The 15,532-nt window shown below is 36.6% G+C and carries 12 protein-coding genes and 1 pseudogene; 2 read left to right on the top strand and 11 right to left on the bottom strand.

Going from position 1 to position 15,532, the window contains the following annotated elements:
- From ahcY to LBD46_03505, 11 genes and pseudogenes are all read right to left on the bottom strand, one after another.
- Entirely contained in the window at positions 1–1,257 is a 1,257-nt protein-coding gene (ahcY, locus tag LBD46_03555) for an adenosylhomocysteinase (protein ID MDR2426240.1), read from the bottom strand.
- A gap of 101 nt (positions 1,258–1,358) precedes the next feature.
- Positions 1,359–2,528 carry a methionine adenosyltransferase gene (gene metK, locus LBD46_03550; GenBank protein ID MDR2426239.1) on the bottom strand — a complete coding sequence of 390 codons (1,170 nt, stop codon included), beginning with the start codon at positions 2,526–2,528 and terminating at the stop codon, positions 1,359–1,361.
- A 19-nt stretch (positions 2,529–2,547) separates the two neighbouring features.
- Positions 2,548–3,564, bottom strand: coding sequence for an NDP-sugar synthase (locus LBD46_03545; protein ID MDR2426238.1), 1,017 nt, complete (start codon positions 3,562–3,564; stop codon positions 2,548–2,550).
- 47 nt (positions 3,565–3,611) lie between these two features.
- Positions 3,612–4,529, bottom strand: a complete 918-nt coding sequence (locus LBD46_03540; GenBank protein ID MDR2426237.1) for an NAD-dependent epimerase/dehydratase family protein — start codon at positions 4,527–4,529, stop codon at positions 3,612–3,614.
- Between the two features lie 21 nt (positions 4,530–4,550).
- Positions 4,551–4,868 (bottom strand): hypothetical protein, encoded by a 318-nt coding sequence (locus LBD46_03535; protein MDR2426236.1) that lies wholly within the window; start codon positions 4,866–4,868, stop codon positions 4,551–4,553.
- A 364-nt stretch (positions 4,869–5,232) separates the two neighbouring features.
- Positions 5,233–6,207: pseudogene (recA, locus tag LBD46_03530) on the bottom strand (recombinase RecA).
- Between the two features lie 50 nt (positions 6,208–6,257).
- Entirely contained in the window at positions 6,258–7,154 is an 897-nt protein-coding gene (locus LBD46_03525) for a GT-D fold domain-containing protein (protein MDR2426235.1), read from the bottom strand.
- 1 nt (position 7,155) lies between these two features.
- Positions 7,156–8,457 carry a nucleotide sugar dehydrogenase gene (locus LBD46_03520; protein MDR2426234.1) on the bottom strand — a complete coding sequence of 434 codons (1,302 nt, stop codon included), beginning with the start codon at positions 8,455–8,457 and terminating at the stop codon, positions 7,156–7,158.
- 22 nt (positions 8,458–8,479) lie between these two features.
- On the bottom strand, positions 8,480–9,445 hold the full coding sequence (locus tag LBD46_03515; GenBank protein MDR2426233.1) for a GDP-mannose 4,6-dehydratase: 966 nt from the start codon (positions 9,443–9,445) through the stop codon (positions 8,480–8,482).
- 338 nt (positions 9,446–9,783) lie between these two features.
- Positions 9,784–11,247: a DUF2779 domain-containing protein gene (locus LBD46_03510; GenBank protein ID MDR2426232.1), complete on the bottom strand. Its 1,464-nt coding sequence runs from the start codon at positions 11,245–11,247 to the stop codon at positions 9,784–9,786.
- A 169-nt stretch (positions 11,248–11,416) separates the two neighbouring features.
- Entirely contained in the window at positions 11,417–12,721 is a 1,305-nt protein-coding gene (locus LBD46_03505; GenBank protein MDR2426231.1) for a PhoH family protein, read from the bottom strand.
- Positions 12,722–12,983: 262 nt separating this feature from the next.
- On the opposite strand from LBD46_03505, the gene rpsO reads away from it, so the two are divergent.
- Complete coding sequence (gene rpsO / locus LBD46_03500) at positions 12,984–13,244, top strand: 30S ribosomal protein S15 (GenBank protein ID MDR2426230.1); 261 nt, start codon at positions 12,984–12,986, stop codon at positions 13,242–13,244.
- A 120-nt stretch (positions 13,245–13,364) separates the two neighbouring features.
- Positions 13,365–15,434 carry a polyribonucleotide nucleotidyltransferase gene (locus LBD46_03495; GenBank protein MDR2426229.1) on the top strand — a complete coding sequence of 690 codons (2,070 nt, stop codon included), beginning with the start codon at positions 13,365–13,367 and terminating at the stop codon, positions 15,432–15,434.
- Positions 15,435–15,532 lie beyond the last annotated feature (98 nt).

Raw genomic sequence — 15,532 nt, 5'->3', positions numbered from 1 at the left:
TTAAGTTCCGGCTTGCCATGAATTTAGATATCTTTTCTGTTCTGCGGTCAAGACATCTATTTTTATGCCCATTGCGTTTAATTTAAGCTTCGCAATCTCATTGTCGAGTTCTTCCGGAACGGCATATACGCGTTTATCAAGACTTTTATGATTTTTAACGATATATTCGACAGATAAAGCCTGATTTGCAAATGACATGTCCATAACGCTTGCAGGATGACCTTCTGCGGCCGCAAGATTTATAAGTCTTCCTTCACCGAGCACGTATATTTTTTTATTATTTTTTAACGTATATTCATCGGTAAAATTTCTGACATTGGTAACGGATTTCGATATCTGTTTTAAAGCCTTTAAATTTATTTCGTCATTAAAATGCCCTGAATTGCAGACAACAGCTCCATTTTTCATTAAAGAAAAGTGTTCTTTATCTATAACGTTTAAATTGCCGGTAAGCGTGACAAAAATATCTCCTTTTTTAGCGGCATCTTTCATTCTCATAACTTCATATCCATCCATAGCGGCTTCTATAGCTTTGAGATGATCGACTTCAGTAACTATAACATGTGCACCCAACCCTTTCGACCTCATCGCAAATCCCCTTCCGCACCAACCGTAACCGACAACTACGATAACTCTTCCTGCAAGCAAAATATTTGTAGCTCTGACTATCCCGTCAATCGTAGACTGCCCCGTTCCATACCTGTTATCAAAAAAATGTTTTGTCAAAGCGTCATTTACGGCTATAACGGGATAAGCTAAAACTTTGTCGTTTTCCATCGCTCTCAACCGCACAACTCCTGTCGTAGTTTCTTCTGTGCCGCCAATAATATCTTCCAATAAATCTTTTCTTTTTAAAATTATCGTCGTGACAAGGTCTGCTCCGTCATCCATGGTTATTTCCGGAGAAGCGGACAAAAGTGTGTTTATATGACTATAATAAGTTTTATTATCTTCGCCTTTTATCGCAAAAACGGGTATCTTATGATGTTTTACAAGCGAAGCCGCAACATCGTCCTGAGTCGACAAAGGATTAGACGCACATAAGTAAACATTTGCTCCACCTGCTTTCAAAGTTATCGCTAAATTGGCGGTTTCAGCAGTAACGTGAAGGCAGCATGCTATTTTTTTTCTATTTAAAGGTTTCTGTTTTGAAAATCTTTCTTTTATTTGCCTTAATACGGGCATTTCTTTTTCTGCCCATAAAATTCTTTTATTTCCTTTTTGTGCAAATTTAATATCTTTAATATCGTATTTCATAACATCTCCTTTGTTGGAAGTTTGGAGACTTAGAGAGATTAGAAGTTTAACAAAGTCTTTGTCTTTAGTAAACTTCCAGACTTCAAAGCTATCTAAGTTTTCTACTTGTTAACTGTCTTTATAAGTTCTTCAACCTTATTTGCCGCTTCCCACTTAAAGTCTTTGTCTTCTCTGCCAAAATGTCCGTATGCTGCTGTTTTTGCAAAAATTGGCTTTCTAAGATCAAGATAATCTATAATGCCTTTAGGGGTAAGCGGGAAAACTTTTCTGACAGCCGGTTCGAGAACTTCTCCTGCAATTTTACCACTGTGGTGAGTGTCAACCATAACTGAAACAGGCTCGGAAACACCTATAGCATAAGCAAGCTGAACTGTACATTTATCCGCAAAACCTGCAGCAACGATATTTTTTGCAATATGTCTTGCCATATAGCCGGCGCTTCTGTCAACTTTGGTGGAATCTTTGCCAGAAAATGCGCCTCCCCCGTGAGGAGCCATTCCCCCATAGGTATCGACTATAATTTTTCTGCCGGTAAGCCCCGTATCGGCGGCAGGACCCCCCTTAACAAATTTTCCTGTAGGATTTATATGGATTTTTGTATCTTTATCTATCAATTTGCCCAGCACAGGTTTTATTATTTTGTCAAAAATTTCTTTTTTTGATTTCTCCGTAATTTTATTACCGCTCTTATCAAGAATTGCTTTTGTATGCTGCGTGGATAAAACTACGGCTGCAACTCTTTTCGGCTTCCAATCTTCATATTCAACCGTGACTTGCGTTTTCCCATCGGGGGCAAGATAAGGCAGAATATTTTTTTTTCTTACCTGCGCAAGGTTCATCGCAAGTTTATGAGCTAAAACTATGGGCAAAGGCATGAGTTCTTTTGTCTCTTTACAAGCAAATCCTATCATAAGACCTTGATCGCCTGCACCTCCAGTATCGACGCCCTGTGCAATATCTGGAGATTGCTCGTTTATCAAGTTTATTATCGCGCAATCCTCATAACTGAAACCAAATTCCGGACTGTCATAGCCTATTTTTTTAAGCGTTTTTTTTGCAATTTCTTTAATATTGACATAAGTTTTCGTGGTAACTTCTCCGCCAATAATAAGAAGTCCCGGCGACGCAAAAGTCTCGCAGGCAACCCTTGCCTTCGGATCTTGTGTAAGTATCGCATCCAAAATACTGTCTGAAACAATATCGCAGACTTTATCAGGATGTCCTTCAGTTACTGACTCTGAAGTAAAAACATATCCATTTTGTTTAGCCATTTTCTTTCTCCTGTATTTTTTAACTCATTATTATTGAATCAAACAGCATAATGCCATCTGGAATTCTGCCTTTATATCCTACTATAGTATTGCTTAACTTTGCACCATTACCTATACGAGAACCTTCCCATATAACTGAACTTTTTATGGCAGCATTATCTTCGATTCTCACATTCTGGGATATAACCGAATAAGGATTAATAATAACATTTCTGCCTATATATGCATTGTCATCTATAAAACAAGGCCATTTTATTTTTGCACTTTCATCAATCCTTGCATATTTGCTTATATAGCTTCCTTGTTTCTTACATCCGGAGACATTAATTTTCACTTTCCCGTCCAAAGCGTCAAAAACGCCTTTCTTGTATTCTAGAATGTTACCGATATCCGTCCAATATTCTTCCATCGGATAAGCAAAAACTTTTTTCTTATTTTTTAATAATAGGGGGAACAAATCCACGCTGAAATCAAAAAATTTATTTTCAGGGACATATTTTAATATTTCCGGCTCAAAAATATATATCCCGGTGTTTACCATGTCAGCAAAAATATCGCTCCATTTCGGCTTTTCCACAAACTTTTTTACTCTAGAGGTTTTATCTGTAACGACAATGCCATATTCAAGTCTTATATCAGTCTTTTTTAAAACTATCGTGGCCAAAGCTTTTTTCTTTTTATGAAAAGCCAAAACTTTTTCAAGGTTGATGTCTGTCAGTCCGTCACCCGACATAACGGTAAAAGTTTCGTCTAAAAATTTTTCCTGCTTCTTTATGGCTCCAGCTGTGCCGAGTAGTTTTTTTTCTAAAGAATAACTGAGCTTTATATCCATATAATTATTTTTGAAATAATCGGTTATACAGTCCGGACAGTGAAAAAGGTTTATGCAAACATTGTCAAAACCATATTTTCCGAGATTGTTTAAAGTATGATATAAAGCAGGTTTGCCGAGTATCGGAATCATAGGTTTTGGAATATCATGTGTTAAAGGTCTTAATCTCGTTCCCGCACCCGCCGCCAAAACAAAAGCTTTCATAAGCCCCCATTGAAACTCTTAATTTTATTTAAAAACTCATGTAAATTTTATTTTGAAAAATAATCAATAGTATCTTTTATTCCTTGATTAATATTTATTTTCGGTTTCCACATCAAAACTTTCGCCGCTTTTTTTATATTCAGAAAACTCTTAAACAATTCTCCTTCTCTTTTGGGTTTATACACCGGTCTTTTATCTGTCTTCGATAATTTAGACATTAACATAACTATATCATTTAATGCAGCCGCTTTTCCCGTGCCTATATTTATTATCTGATTGTCGGCTTTTGTAATAGCTTTTAAATTAGCGTTTACGACATCTGAAACAAACACATAATCCCTCAGCTGTCTGCCATCGCCAAATACCGTGACTGCCTCATTATTAAGCATTTTAAGCGCAAAAATCGCTATGACTCCAGCTTCACCTTTTGGATCCTGCCTCGGACCGTAAACATTTCCGTATCTTAAAATCGTATATTTAATCCCATGAATTTCCGAGTAAAATTTTATGTAATTTTCTACGGAATATTTTGCAATCCCATAAGGAGACAAAGGATTAGGAAAAGCATTTTCATCGGGAGCTTTCAAACCGCATTCTCCGTAAATCGTTCCACCCGAAGATGCGAATATGACTTTTTTTACTCTATTTTCGACGCAGGCTTTTAGTATGTTCAAAGAACCGAGAATATTAATCTTTGCATCATGCTTAGGGTCAGACACAGATTTTCTTACATCAATCTGAGCCGCACAGTGTATAATTATATCAGGTTTTTCCCTTTTAAAGATTTCAGACACCTTTTTGGCATTAACTATATCCGCTTTATAAAATTTCGCTTTTTTATTTATATTTTCTTTTTTGCCTGAAGACAGATTATCCAAAATTACAATCTTATGAGAGTTCTCAACAGCGGCATCCGCAATATTTGAACCTATAAAGCCCGCACCGCCTGTAATTAAAATTTTCATTCTATTTCTCTCCTGTATTCTTTATAAGATAATCCGATCACCGCTGTTATTAAGACCTATTGAAGAAGTAATGGTAGAAATATTAACTTTTATTTCCGAAGATGCTGTCAAATTTTCAGCTGATTTTGAATGTAAAGCATACGCTTGTGCCATTATTTTTTCTCTGGGAGCAAGCTCTATGCCGTTTACAACCAGTTGAAGCCATATATCTTTTTTACGCCAGTCTATATTCGGACTCATTGTATAAGTAAATATCCCGCTTGTCACACTAATATTTTTATTACCGCTTTCCCACAGAGCCGTCCCTCCTGCTTCACTTTCATACATCTTAAAATTCATTTCGCTGTATCATTTACAGGAGTTTTGTAACTTTTAAGCCTTCCGTTATACCTTATTTCATTTGGCACTTCGGCATTCAGAAAAGCCGTAAAAATAAACATGCTTAATAAACAAAAAAGATACTTTTTCATTTTTCAACCCCTATTTTTTAAAGATAGAACAAAGAATGAGTTTAATGTATTTTAGCTTTGCGAAAACTTATTATCCTGTTTCGGCAAAGACGAAATACAATAGCTCCGCAGTCCACTCTTTAACTCTTCTTTTGCATTTTCATATTTTTTTCTTTGGCAGCCGAAACTTCGGTTTTTGTTTCTTCTTGTTTATTATCCTTTTCAGAAGATTCTCCGACGCCAAAAGCTTTAGCGCGGATTTTAGATTCTATCTCCACAGCTATTTCCTGATGTTCTCTCAAATATATCTTTACATTATCTCTTCCCTGTCCTAGCCTATCGCCGTTATAACTGAAAAAAGCTCCTGCTTTATCTATTATCCCATCGGCGACGCCCATATCCACAAGGTAACCCATTCTGTCTATCCCGACGCCAAACATTATTTCAAATTCGGCCTGTTTAAACGGAGCCGCAACTTTATTTTTTACTACTTTTACTCTTACTCTATTGCCCAAAATTTCATCACCTTTCTTAACGGATTCAATCCTTCTGATATCAAGCCTTACTGAAGAATAAAATTTAAGAGCAAGCCCTCCTGGGGTGGTTTCAGGACTTCCCCACATAACGCCTATTTTCTGCCTTAGCTGATTTATAAAAATTATTGACGTTTTTGATTTCGATATATTTGCCGTAAGCTTTCTAAGAGCCTGGCTCATAAGCCTTGCCTGCAAACCTACGAAAGAATCTCCCATTTCCCCTTCGATTTCGGCTCTCGGAACCAATGCCGCCACTGAATCAACAACAATAATGTCAACAGCCCCAGAGCGGACGAGTTTGTCGGCAATTTCCAATGCCTGTTCGCCGGAATCAGGCTGTGAAATCAAAAGATTTTCTATGTCAACGCCAAGTTTCGCAGCATATTCCGGATCCATCGCAGGTTCAGCGTCTATATATGCGGCTATTCCGCCAGATTTTTGTGTTTGTGCAACCATACATAATGCCAAAGTAGTTTTACCCGAAGATTCAGGTCCATAAATTTCGATTATTCTTCCTCTGGGAATTCCGCCGACACCTATCGCTATGTCCAAAGGCAGCGCACCCGTAGGTATCACGTCAACTTTCGTTTTGGCGTGTTTCTCACCGAGCCTCATAATAGCTTCTTTTCCAAAATCTTTTTCTATCTGTGAAAGAGCCAAATCCAAAGCTTTAAGTTTTTCATCTTTTGCCATAACTTCCTCCTTTCAATACTTAATTTTTATATGAAAATTTCAAAACAAAACTAATCCGGGCTGAAAAATTGACGATTTGATTCTTTGGTATGAATTACATTTGCAATGTAATAATCATAATCTTTGGCTATATGTCCAAAATCCAAGGCTCTGTATCCGTTTTTCGCCAGATCATTTACCAAAATGTTAGCAGTAGGACCAGAAATAACTATAATAAGTCTTTCTTTATCTTCTTTCAGCGCTTCTTTCAATATCTCATCATATTTATAAAAAGCATTTTTGGACAAAGTATATAAATACTTTATAGACGCAGCATTATCGAAAATATTATTTTTTATATTTTTAAAAACTCTATCGCCGCATATTATCACTATATCTTTTCCTTCCCAAATCATTTGCACTTTTTTGAAGTATTCCTTAAAATCGATATTATAATTGGCGTATACCTGGCTGCACAGAGTATCACAGTATTTCGTTTCAATATCAATGAGTTCAATAATCTTTTTTCTGTTTTCAATACTCCATTGCCACATATATTCTCTTGCATATTCCGTCATTAAATCAAACGAATAAAATGTAACGTATGGAATTCCTATAAGAATTTTTTCGGATTTGGTTTTGAGAATATTTTTCAACTTATCTGCCAAATCTTCGTTATATTCCTGAAAAGGTATGGATTTCCCCATCATTACCATAAACTCTCCATCGCCGTAACGAATCAAACTTTTATCCGATTTTATAAGAATATCTATCGTCTCATTATAATCGAATATCTCAGGTCTGACAGGCTTTACATTATCATACTCCAACTCGTATTTTAGATTATCAAACAAAAATGGAAGTTCATATTTTTTGACAGAATTTTTTTCCATCTGTTTAATATTATATCTGAACAAATAACGCAGATTATTTATAAAAATTTTCAAAAAATTTTCTTTTTTTTTCATTTTATATTCCTACGATTTTGCCCGATTTGTTATCTTTGAACACGTTTCTCGTGTCTATTATTATTTTAGAATCTTTTAAGACTTTTTTATAATCGACACAGGTATGGTCTGCTATGATAACTACAGCATCATATTTTTTCAGTCCGTCAAGATTTTTTTCCGAAAATAAGCTCTGCCCGCAGTTGCAATTTTTTATTGAAGGTATATAGGGATCGTAATAAGAGACTTTAGCACCTTTCAAAATTAAAAGATTTATCACGTCAAGAGCGGGCGATTCTCTTACATCAGCCACATTTTTCTTGTACGCTGCGCCTAAAATGATAATTTTCGAACCTTTTAAAGCTTTCGATTTGTAGTTTAAAGCGTCTGTGACTTTTGAAACGACGTATTCCGGCATTTTTGAATTCATTTCGCCGGCAAGTTCTATAAATCTTGAATAAAAATTTAAAGTTTTAAGTTTCCACGATAAGTAGTGAGGATCTAAAGGAATGCAATGCCCGCCTATTCCTGGTCCGGGATAAAAAGGCATAAAGCCAAAAGGTTTTGTCGCAGCCGCATCTATTATTTCCCAAACGTTTAGCTCAAGTTTATTACACATCAAAGCCACTTCATTGACAAGCGCAATATTTACCGCTCTGAAAGTGTTTTCCAAAAGTTTTACCATTTCGGCGGCTTCAGTCGAAGAAACTTTCTGCACTTTTGTAAACGAACCGTAAACGGCCGCCGCCAGCTCCGTACAATGAACACTAACTCCCCCTGCGACTTTAGGAGTATTTTGTATTCCGAATTTTTTATTCGAAGGATCGATCCTTTCTGGACTGAAAGCCAAAAAGAAATCTTTTCCCGCTTCAAGCCCCGTTTCTTTCAAAATCGGCAACATGAGATCTTTGGTAGTTCCCGGGTAAGTCGTGGATTCAAGAATTACAAGCTGACCTTTTTTTAAACTATTTTTAACATTTTGCGCCGCAGACAAAATATAAGACACGTCCGGATCTTTTGACTTTCTTAAAGGTGTCGGAACGCATATTATTATTACGTCCTCTTTTGAAAGGCTTTTAAAATCTAACGTAGCGTCAAAGCTGCCGGATTTGACAAGCTCTTTCATATCATCCGATGAAACATCGCCTATATAAGATTTTCCTCTATTTATATCGGAAACTTTAGATTTATCAACTTCAAATCCCGTCACTTTAAATCCGCGTTTGCAAAGCTCAACAGACAAAGGGAGCCCGACGTATCCCTGACCGATAATTCCTATTTTCGCTTTTTTGTCATTAATTTTCCGCAGTAACTCTTTATACATTATTTTTCCTTTAATGAATTTTTTACAATTTAACATTTTTAAACCATGATTTATTTTCAATATACCAATCTACTGTCTTTTTTATGCCCTGCTCTAAAGAAATTTTTGGCGTCCAGCCAAATGTTTTCTTTGCTTCGTTTATGTTAGCCCATGTCGCGGTTATATCAGCTTTATGGAATGGTTTATAATCGTATGCTGCTTTTTTTCCGAGATATTTTTCTATAAGGTTAATCATATGGCTGAGTTTATACGGTCTATTGCTTCCAAGATTTATAATTTTATAGCCGGTTTTTTTTAAAGCTTTAATTGTTCCTCTTGCTATATCATCGACATAAGTGAAATCTCTGCTTTGTGAACCGTCCCCGAAAAGTTCAATCGGTTTTCCTTCATCAATCCATTTGATAAAACGTATTATGCTCATATCGGGTCTTCCAGCTGGTCCATAAACGGTAAAATATCTGACAACCGTTATATCCAAACCGTATAAATAATGATAAGAATAACAAATTGCTTCCGCGCCTTTTTTCGAAGAGGCGTACGGAGAAATAGGAGTGTTTACGGCAAGATTTTCGCTGAAAGGCATTTTTTGCCCCGCGTACAAAGAAGAAGTTGATGCCAAAACAAATTTATTGATTTTGTAATCTTTTGCAATGTCAAGAAGATTAAGCGTACCCATAGTATTTGTGGAAACATATATAAACGGATTTTCCATGCTATAACGCACTCCTGCTCTTGCGGCAAGATTTATAATAGCGGTAATTTTATGTCTTTTTACTATATTTTCAATACTTTTTCTATTTTCAATATCTGATTTATAAAATATAAAACCTTTCAGTTTTTTCAGATTTCTAAGCCTGTAATTTTTTATTTTCACATCATAATAATTGTTCATATTGTCTATTGCAACGATGTCTTTCCCCGACTTTAGAAGCATTTCGCATACTTTGCCCGCGATAAACCCTGCCGCTCCGGTAATCAAAATTGACATTTAAATCTCCCCCATTTTTATAGAAGATTATATAAAATAAAGCATATTTTGTCATATTCATAATTTAAAGCTTTTTCTTTTTTTGCTATTGTTTTCACTTTTCCCGCTTTTTGCAGCAGATATATTTACATGCAATGACTAAAATATAAAGTTCTCCTGTTTCATTATTGAGACCATTCCTGTGTCTTTGAAGGAGATTATTGCCCCCCATGCGGTTAAGATGCTTAATTATGCCAAAAAATGTAAGTTCTTAAAAAATATATGGATTTTTCTTTTGATTAGCCTGCTATTTTACTCATATCATATTCATATTAATGATATGCAGTCTAAACGGTGAGCTAATTTCTATATTTTTCAGCGGCAGCGTCAATTAAGAATTTATGAATTTTGACCATGGCAAGCGTGTCTTGAGCGCAGTATTGCAGAAGATTTTTTTTCGTTTCGTTAATTTTTGTTTCATCGTATAGCCCCATAGCCATAAATGAAAATGCCGCAGCAGCAGCTGCGCCTTCGCCTATTTCAAGATCTTTATAATTCATTTCGGGTACCATTACAGGGAGAACTATTTTAATCGAAGAGCGTCCATGAAAGTTTACGTCATAATAATTATTGCGCACTATGGCTTCAATATCGACAAGCCTGTCAATTATATTTTTTAAAGCTTCGGTCAAATCAGGAAACATCGGGGCAAGCCTTCTTATTGCGACTTTTTCAAAATTCGAATAAGTTATTATGCTTCCTTCCCTGCCAAAGCATTTGACAAGTTTTTCGGCTATTTCGCGACGGCAGTCTTTTGTATGATCGGCTATATATTCAAAATGCTTTAACGCTTCCTCAACATTTTCGCTTTTGTGTATCGAAAACTGCGTTAAAAGCTGTGTATGCGGAGCAATGTCCGGATAAAGAGGCATTATCGTGGTTACGGATTCAAAGTCCAGATAAAAAACCGGATATTTTATTTTTTCCAGTTCTGCTTTAAGATTTTTACTGACATAATATGTTGAGGTAAGAACGCAGTTTTTCACTATTTTTTGATGTTCAGTAAGCTCAAAATCGACCGGAACTTTATCTATAGTGTCCGCGCCGAGCGCTATAAGCCCTTCAATGGCGATTCCAGAAAGCCGCGGCAAATCAAAAATATGATTTTTCATGCCTTTTCCCATGCAGACATCAAAAACTGGACAATTTTTGCATTGCCTTTTAAGAAAAGGGTCGGGCATTTTATCAGATTTTATGTCATCCAAAGCTTTTTGTGAAATGCCAGAATATTCGGAGGCTTTTGTGCAAACTTTTTCGGAACAGTCCAAAGAGCTGAAAAGTTTTTCTTCGCTCATTCCCAAACGGTAATTATGCGACAAATGCATAAGAGAGGCTTTTTCAATTTGAAGTCCATACTTCGACAAAACCATGGCGCTAAATGCCATATCTTCAACATATTTGACTTTATACTTGCTACCGGATTTTACTTCATATAAATGCCATCTGTTGTTCTTAGTTTTCACTATTATATCTGTCCTGACGGAAAAACCGCCGGCAACAAAAGAAGCTTCTAGAATTGTACACGCGCCTTCTTCTATAAGCTGTTTTGTGCGTTGGTTGGAATCAAGTATGTCACTTTTTTTGGCATTTACTGCATCTGGAAAAAGTTTCCACGACAATTTGTGTATATTTCTTCCTTCAAGCATCAAAAGTTTATCGTTAAGTCCGTTCTGACGCGGAACCAACCCTCTTTTCGACATCCAGCCCAAAGTCGGACAATCTATATAATTGAGAAAAACGCCTTTATTTATGTATCCTATCATTATAAATTTTTACATTTTCTCCAATGACACTTTAGCCTTGTCAAGTTTTTCAACAACACAGTAAGGTTCCCATTATAGAAGATTCACCTTTATATGAACCCGGACAATGAGTTCATATTCCTGCTCTATGTTTAGAAATTTTTTCATTGCACTCACTCAACATCCTTGCTCATAGGAGGTCTGAGGATAAAGCCGCAAGAGAACTTCTTTCGCTTTTTGAAAATGTTATATGCCCGAAAATTTCCTGCCCTTTAAACCTTTCGACAAGATATGTCAAACCGTTTGAAGAAGCATCCAAATAAGGATTGTCTATCTGATAGGGGTCACCAGTTAAAACTATTTTTGTCCCGTTTCCTGCTCTGGAAATTATAGTTTTTATTTCATGCGGAGTAAGATTTTGCGCATCATCTATAATAATGTACTGCTGCGGCAAAGAACGGCCCCTTATATAAGTAAGAGAATCGACTTCAATCTGTCCCGAACCAAACAAATAGTCTATTTTTTCTTCGGTTTTTCCATCAGGATGCCCTTTGTCAACCAAAAATTCAAGGTTGTCGTTAATCGCACCCATCCATGCATCGAGTTTTTCTTCTTTTGTTCCAGGCAAAAATCCTATGTCCCTTCCCATAGGTATAATCGGTCTTGCTATATAAAGTTTTCTGAAATATCTTTCTTCTACGGTTTTTTGAAGGCCGCAGGCTAAAGCAAGAATAGTCTTTCCGGCACCGGGCAAACCTATGAGAGTTACAAGATTAACATCATTGCAGAGTAGAAGTTCTACGGCAAACTTTTGTTCTATATTTAAAGGTTTCAATCCCCACGGAGCAGCATTTTGATGAAAAATCGGTGCAAGAGCATTATCTTTTTTGGAAAATTTTGTCAAAGCGCTTTTTGAAGAACCAGCTTCGTCTTTTAAAGCCACGCATTCATTGGGATAAAAGTTCTGTTTTATCAAAACTTTCCCTTCTTTATAAAATTGGTCGATTTTTGAAGCCGGAACTTTTATTTCGCGCCAGCCGGAATACAACTCTTCTATTTTTACTCTTGATTTTTCATAGTCCTGAGTGGGAACATCCAATATTTCAGCCTTGATTCTGAGATTTATATCTTTTGTTATAAAAATTACTCTTTCGCCTTTTTGCTTAAGGACCAAAGCTATTGAAAGAATCTGATTGTCTGACTTCTGTCCCGAAAAATCTTTAGGCAAATCGGCGACATTATTGCCGCTCATTTCAATTTTAATTATTCCACCGGATTTAAGTTTCACTCCATCGGAAAGCTTTCCTATCATTCTCAGCTCATCAAGGCTTCTGGTAATAAGCCTAGCGCTTCTGCCTCTTTCGTCGTTCAATTTTTTGAAAGTGTCAAGCTCTTCGATAACTGTCATTGGAACGACCACTTTATTGTCCGCAAAAGAAAAAATGGAATCCGGATCGTGAAGAAGGACGTTGGTATCAAGAACAAACGTTTTCATACTTTCTCCTTTCCTCTATTTTTTTATGATATTATAAATTAATCCGGATAAAAAAACAATTGATTTTTGTTGGTATAATTCAAAAAAACATCATAAAGGCTTAAATTATCAAACGCCGCTTCATTATTCCAACATCTTTTCAAAAACTAAAATCTCCAATATGTTGTGATGTTTTAGTTGGTTTACATTTGAAATAAAATATGATAAAATCAACAAATATTGTGGTATAAATTTTTGTGATAAAAGGCAAGGAGCGGCAAAGATGGCATTTGAAAAAAAAGCGGTTGTTGAACAGTTTAAAACTCATGCAACAGATACGGGTTCTCCAGAAGTTCAGGTTGCACTTCTTACGTCAAGAATCAAATATCTTTCTGACCATTTTAAAAAATATCCAAAGGATTTTGCTTCAAGAGTTGGATTCCTAAAAATGATTGGGCAGAGGAGGAGACTTTTAGACTATATCAAAAAGCATGACAAAGGCAGTTATACTACCTTAATAAAACAACTCGATCTTAGAAAGTAAGTTATTTACAAAACAAAATAAAAATAGTCCCGGCAGGCTACAAAGGATGCAATAAAACGCTTAAAAAAGGCATTTTCTTGGATCTTTTGTGCAAAATATGCCGGGCAATGGAGCGTAAAAGTGGAGTATTTAAAAAAAGAAATTGAAGTTGCCGGGAAAAAAATTATTATAGAATGCGGTAAAATGGCAAAACAGGCGAGCGGTTCGTGCCTTGTCAAATCTGGAGATACGACTGTTTTAGTCAGTGCAGTCGGGTCAAAAGAGCCTAAATCTGGAACGGATTTTATGCCTTTGACCGTAGATTATAGAGAAAGAACATTTGCCGCAGGGAAAATTCCCGGCGGCTTTTTTAAAAGAGAAGCAAGACCCAGAGACAGCGAGATACTTGTAAGCAGGCTTATAGACAGAAGCATAAGGCCTCTTTTTCCTGAATACTGGAGAAATGATACACAGATTTCTGCAATTGTTCTTTCGCATGACGGAGAAAATGACGCCGATATTGCGGCTATTTTGGGCGCATCGGTGGCTTTAACGGCTTCGGAGTTGCCTTTTGCGGTGCCTATTGCATCTGTCAGAATAGGCAGGGTAAATGGACAATTTATTGTAAATCCTTTGAGATCCGAACAAAAAGAAAGCGAATTGGATTTAGTTGTAAGCGGTACGGAAGAAGCCTTGACAATGGTTGAAGCAGGCGCTTTGGAGCTTTCCGAATCGGAAATGCTTGATGCTTTAAATCTTGCCAAAGAAACCATAAAAGAAATTTGTAAATTTCAGAAAAGTTTGCCTACAAAAGTTAAAACAACTGTGTCCGAGCCTGTAGTTAATGAACCTCTAAAAGCCGATATTGAGTCCGAAGCTGTATCAAAAGCCGAAGAGTGTGTAATTATCAAAGAAAAAGACGAAAGAGATGCTTTTTGGGCAGCGTTTAAAAAAGATATTACCGCAAGAATGCTTGAAAAATATCCCGAAGAAGCGGCTGCAATAAGCATGATTCTTGAAGATATCTTTTATAAGAAAGCAAGAGAGCTTGTTTTAAATAAAAGAGTTCGCAGCGATGGGCGCGGACTTGAAGATGTAAGACCTATAACATGTGAAGTCGATATTCTTCCCAGAGTTCACGGGTCAGGACTATTTACAAGAGGGCAGACTCAGGCATTAGCTACAGTTACGCTTGGCACACCTGGAGACATGCAAATAATGGATGAACTTTCTGGAGAATATAAAGAGCGTTTTATGCTGCATTACAATTTTCCGGGATTTGCCACAGGAGAGCCTAAAGGCGAAAGATCTACAAGCAGAAGAGAAATAGGCCACGGCGCTTTGGCAAAAAGAGCTTTAAGACCTATTCTTCCGAAAGAAGAGGATTTTGGATACACCATAAGAATAGTGTCGGATATTCTGGAATCCAACGGTTCTTCTTCAATGGCTTCGGTTTGTGGAGGTTCGCTTGCTTTGTTTAACGCCGGCGTTCCTGTTAAATCAAGCTGTGCAGGTGTGGCTATGGGACTTATGAAAGAAGGCGATAATTATGTCATCCTTACGGATATTATGGGAATGGAAGATCATCTGGGCGATATGGATTTTAAAGTCGCAGGCACAAGAAAAGGCATTACGGCTTTGCAGATGGATATAAAAATTTCAGGTCTTACTACAGAAATTCTTGCTCAGTCGCTGGAACAGGCAAAACGCGGAAGAATGTTTATTTTAGATAAAATGGACGCGGTAATTTCCGTTCCTAAACCATCAATATCGGATTTTGCTCCACAGATGGTAAGCATTATGATTCCGCAAAATAAAATCGGCGAACTTATCGGTCCCGGCGGAAAAAATATAAGAAAAATTCAGGAAGAGACAAATGCTAAAATTGATATAGAAGAAACCGGAAAAGTATATATTTCAGGAACCGACGCCGAAGGCGTTCAGCATGCGAAAGATTATGTAGAATTATTGACGGCTGAAGTTGAGGTCGGGAAAATATATAAAGGAAGAATAGTTAAGATTATGGCTTTCGGCGCTTTTGCAGAAGTCCTTCCAGGAAAAGAAGGGCTGATACATATTTCACAGCTTGCGGAAAAACATACAAAAAAAGTTGAAGATGTAGTTAAAGAAGGTGATGAAGTAACGGTTAAAGTTATAGAAATTGACAAGCAGGGAAGAGTAAATCTCAGCATGAAGGCCGCAAAGCAATAGTTAATTATATTATGTTGGGCTATGCAAAAAATTCATTGAATATGTATGGTAGGTAGTAGTTACGGATATGACAAAAAAGCCTTTGAATACAACAACAA

The sequence above is a fragment of the Candidatus Endomicrobium procryptotermitis genome (genome assembly GCA_031279415.1).
Taxonomy (GTDB): domain Bacteria; phylum Elusimicrobiota; class Endomicrobiia; order Endomicrobiales; family Endomicrobiaceae; genus Endomicrobium_B; species Endomicrobium_B procryptotermitis.
The sequence above is the reverse complement of the archived record's forward strand: the minus strand, read 5'-3'. Positions and strand labels throughout refer to the sequence as shown.

What these genes read in the sequence shown, in the direction of transcription:
- ahcY (MDR2426240.1), bottom strand. Translation starts at nt 1,257, where the DNA reads ATGAAATACGATATTAAAGATATTAAATTTGCACAAAAAGGAAATAAA.
- metK (MDR2426239.1), bottom strand. Translation starts at nt 2,528, where the DNA reads ATGGCTAAACAAAATGGATATGTTTTTACTTCAGAGTCAGTAACTGAA.
- LBD46_03545 (MDR2426238.1), bottom strand. Translation starts at nt 3,564, where the DNA reads ATGAAAGCTTTTGTTTTGGCGGCGGGTGCGGGAACGAGATTAAGACCT.
- LBD46_03540 (MDR2426237.1), bottom strand. Translation starts at nt 4,529, where the DNA reads ATGAAAATTTTAATTACAGGCGGTGCGGGCTTTATAGGTTCAAATATT.
- LBD46_03535 (MDR2426236.1), bottom strand. Translation starts at nt 4,868, where the DNA reads ATGAATTTTAAGATGTATGAAAGTGAAGCAGGAGGGACGGCTCTGTGG.
- LBD46_03525 (MDR2426235.1), bottom strand. Translation starts at nt 7,154, where the DNA reads ATGAAAAAAAAAGAAAATTTTTTGAAAATTTTTATAAATAATCTGCGT.
- LBD46_03520 (MDR2426234.1), bottom strand. Translation starts at nt 8,457, where the DNA reads ATGTATAAAGAGTTACTGCGGAAAATTAATGACAAAAAAGCGAAAATA.
- LBD46_03515 (MDR2426233.1), bottom strand. Translation starts at nt 9,445, where the DNA reads ATGTCAATTTTGATTACCGGAGCGGCAGGGTTTATCGCGGGCAAAGTA.
- LBD46_03510 (MDR2426232.1), bottom strand. Translation starts at nt 11,247, where the DNA reads ATGATAGGATACATAAATAAAGGCGTTTTTCTCAATTATATAGATTGT.
- LBD46_03505 (MDR2426231.1), bottom strand. Translation starts at nt 12,721, where the DNA reads ATGAAAACGTTTGTTCTTGATACCAACGTCCTTCTTCACGATCCGGAT.
- rpsO (MDR2426230.1), top strand. Translation starts at nt 12,984, where the DNA reads ATGGCATTTGAAAAAAAAGCGGTTGTTGAACAGTTTAAAACTCATGCA.